At 55.8% G+C, this 3,372-nt stretch carries 4 protein-coding genes; 3 read left to right on the top strand and 1 reads right to left on the bottom strand.

Annotation, left to right across the window (positions count from 1 at the left end; translation table 11 throughout):
* Window positions 1-87: 87 nt before the first annotated feature.
* Window positions 88-495, bottom strand: coding sequence for a Cd(II)/Pb(II)-responsive transcriptional regulator (gene cadR / locus FE848_RS18410; RefSeq protein WP_004364961.1), 408 nt, complete (start codon window positions 493-495; stop codon window positions 88-90).
* Between the two features lie 95 nt (window positions 496-590).
* Here cadR and FE848_RS18415 point away from each other — a divergent pair, with 95 nt between their 5' ends.
* Genes FE848_RS18415 through FE848_RS18425 form a run of 3 tightly spaced genes read left to right on the top strand, consistent with a single transcriptional unit; the run spans window position 591 to window position 3,314 of the window.
* On the top strand, window positions 591-1,487 hold the full coding sequence (locus tag FE848_RS18415) for a cation transporter (RefSeq protein WP_200205342.1): 897 nt from the start codon (window positions 591-593) through the stop codon (window positions 1,485-1,487).
* A gap of 3 nt (window positions 1,488-1,490) precedes the next feature.
* Complete coding sequence (lspA, locus tag FE848_RS18420) at window positions 1,491-2,003, top strand: signal peptidase II (protein ID WP_008740521.1); 513 nt, start codon at window positions 1,491-1,493, stop codon at window positions 2,001-2,003.
* A gap of 21 nt (window positions 2,004-2,024) precedes the next feature.
* Window positions 2,025-3,314 carry an ISL3-like element ISPpu12 family transposase gene (locus FE848_RS18425; RefSeq protein WP_200205343.1) on the top strand — a complete coding sequence of 430 codons (1,290 nt, stop codon included), beginning with the start codon at window positions 2,025-2,027 and terminating at the stop codon, window positions 3,312-3,314.
* Window positions 3,315-3,372 lie beyond the last annotated feature (58 nt).

Raw genomic sequence — 3,372 nt, forward strand, 5'->3', positions numbered from 1 at the left:
GGGTAAGCGGATTAAATGGTTGATCTTACCTTTGCATGAGAGTGAGACAGACCGGCATCTCATCGGATTATCTGGTTGATGCTTCACCTACTGCTGGTGCATGTTTCCTTCGCTAATTCCAGCAAGAACCCCACACGCCTCAACTTCCCGGTCATCGTTGCAACTCGCTCTCAGTGAAACGAGTTGTTTCTCAAGCGCTTGCAGAGCGGTTATCTGCGACCGCACATGAGAGATGTGATCATCGAGCAAGGCGTTGACGGCGGTACAAGGCTGATGAGGGTCGTCCTGATAGCTCTGTAGTTCGTGAATCTCAGCCAGTGACAGGCCCAGGATTCTGCAGCGACGGATGAAGGCCAGCCCCTCACCATGCTTCTCGGTATAGACACGGTAACCGTTGTCCTGCCGATCAGGCGGCGGCAACAAGCCCTGCTGTTCATAGAAGCGGATCGTCTGTGTTTCGACCCCTACCAACTGCGCCAACTGACCAATGCGCATCAGCCTCCTCCCCAACGGATTCTTTACTCTATTGACCTTATAGTGGCTTTATAGTTTTAAATGGTACCACAACATTGTTCAAGTGGAGTCGTATCATGAGCAAATCCTGTGGTGGCGCCTGTGGCGGTGATGCAACGTCCGCAGCGGATACCGATATACAGGCCTCCTCCGAGGCGCCAGGGAGATGGGTCAGTGTTTATGCCGTGCCGAAGATGGACTGTCCATCAGAAGAACGAATGATTCGCCTAGCCCTGAACGGCTTTGAGGAGATTCGGGCGCTGTCCTTCGACTTGTCGAACCGCCGGCTGAAGGTCGTGCATGACGGCGAGGTCGAGCCCGTCACCTCGAAACTGAAGACCTTGGGGCTAGGCGCCTCGCTTCAGGAAACCGTCGCTGCAAATCCGGAGACCATCAAGGCCGCCGAGTTTTCGGCAGCTTCTGCTGAGCAAGAATCCGGGACCCTGCGCTGGTTGCTCGGCATCAATGCACTTCTGTTCGTGGTGGAAATTACTGCCGGTCTGATGGCTCAGTCAACTGGCCTCATTGCAGAGTCCCTGGACAATTTTGCTGATGCGGCAGTGTACGGACTCGCTCTTTATGCGGTTGGGCATAGCGTGAAAAGGCAGGTCCGTGTTGCGCACGTTGCTGGTGTGGTCCAACTGGTTTTGGCTGTTGGCGTACTCGTAGAGGTCGTGAGGCGCTTTGTATTCGGTAGTGAGCCTGAATCGCTGGTGATGATGGCTATCGCATTCGTCGCATTGATTGCCAATACCAGTTGTCTGCTGCTCATATCCAAACATCGGGAAGGCGGGGCGCACATGAAGGCAAGCTGGATATTCTCGGCCAACGACGTGGTGATCAACCTGGGGGTCATCACCGCCGGCGCCCTGGTCGCGTGGACCGGTTCCAATTATCCGGATCTGATTATCGGCACCATCGCGGGGGGCATTGTACTTAACGGTGCCAGACGCATTTTGGCGTTGAAGGGTTAAATAATGCTCATTATTGGCAAAAAGCTCTCGCCGTATGCCCTATTGTCCATATCGGGCCTGCTGGCAGCGTCTGATCAGGCTGTAAAGTGGCTGGTGCAGCAATCAATGGCCTATGGCGAGTATGTTTCGGTGACCCCGTTCTTTAACTGGGTGCACCTATGGAACACCGGTGCCGCATTCAGTCTTTTTGCGAATGGTGGAGGCTGGCAGCGCTACTTATTTATCGGAATCGCGGTAGTGGTCTCGATTTTTCTGATCAAGCTGATCCTTGAAAATCGTCATAAAGGAGAAGCCATCGCTTACAGTCTTATCCTCGGTGGCGCCATGGGCAACCTGATTGACCGGGTCTTTCGCGGCTATGTTGTGGATTCCTTTGATTTCTATTGGCGAGACTGGCATTGGCCGGCCTTCAACCTGGCTGATATTGCAATTGTCCTCGGTGCCTTACTTTTCGTTTCCAGCAGCTTGTTGGGTAAAAAAGCAAACACCAATGCCGAGCCGGATGGATCTGACTGACACCTACGCCTATACAACACCATGACCGAACTTCCCGACAACATCCTTCACCTGCCGCAATACCAAGTACTGGGCTGCAAATCAACCGACGACGAAATGCACTTCCAAGTGGACGTGCCCGATCCCATCGCCTGCGAGGAATGCGGCGTGCAGGGTGAGTTCGTACGGTTCGGCAAGCGTGACGTTCCCTATCGTGATCTGCCCATCCACGGCAAGCGGGTCACTCTCTGGGTGGTCCGCCGCCGATACACCTGCCGGGCCTGCAAGACAACATTCAGGCCCCAGCTACCGGAGATGGTGGACGGATTCCGTATGACACTGCGGCTGCATGAGTACGTGGAGAAGGAATCCTTCAACCACCCCTACACCTTTGTGGCGGCACAGACCGGCCTGGACGAGAAGACGGTGCGCGACATCTTCAACGCCCGCACCGAGTTCCTGGGGCGCTGGCACCGCTTCGAGACGCCCCGCATCCTGGGCATTGACGAGCTATACCTGAACAAGCGCTACCGCTGCATTCTGACCAACATTGAGGAGCGAACCCTGCTCGACCTGCTGGCCACCCGCCGCCAGGACGTGGTGACCAACTACCTGATGAAGCTGAAAGACCGGCAGAAGGTCGAGATCGTCAGCATGGACATGTGGAACCCCTACCGGGCAGCGGTCAAGGCTGTGCTGCCCCAGGCCCGTATCGTGGTCGATAAGTTCCATGTGGTGCGCATGGCCAACGATGCCCTAGAGAGAGTGCGCAAGGGCCTCAGAAAGGAGCTGAAACCGTCCAAGAGCCGGACTCTCAAGGGAGACCGGAAAATCCTGCTGAAACGCGCTCACGAAGTCTCAGACCGGGAGCGCCTCATCATGGAGACCTGGACAGGCGCGTTCCCGCAACTGCTGGCCGCCTACGAGCACAAGGAGCGCTTCTACGGCATCTGGGACGCCACCACACGGCTCCAGGCAGAAGCCGCCCTGGACGAGTGGATAGCCACCATCCCGAAGGGCCAAAAGGAAGTCTGGAGCGATCTGGTCAGGGCAGTGGGAAACTGGCGCGAAGAGACCATGACCTACTTCGAGACGGACATGCCCGTCACCAACGCTTACACGGAGTCCATCAACCGACTGGCCAAGGACAAGAACCGTGAAGGGCGCGGTTACTCCTTCGAGGTGATGCGGGCACGAATGCTCTACACCACGAAGCACAAGAAGAAGGCACCGACTGCGAAGGTCTCTCCTTTCTACAAGAAAACCATCGGTTACGGACTGCCGGACTTCGCAGAGGAACTCAACTACGGAGTCGATCTATCAACCATCTGAGGGTGGTATCAGATTGATGGGGTGAAGGTGCCCCATCAACCATTAAATCCGTATACCC

The organism is Marinobacter sp. 1-3A, assembly GCF_016597775.1.
Taxonomy (GTDB): Bacteria; Pseudomonadota; Gammaproteobacteria; order Pseudomonadales; family Oleiphilaceae; genus Marinobacter; species Marinobacter xiaoshiensis.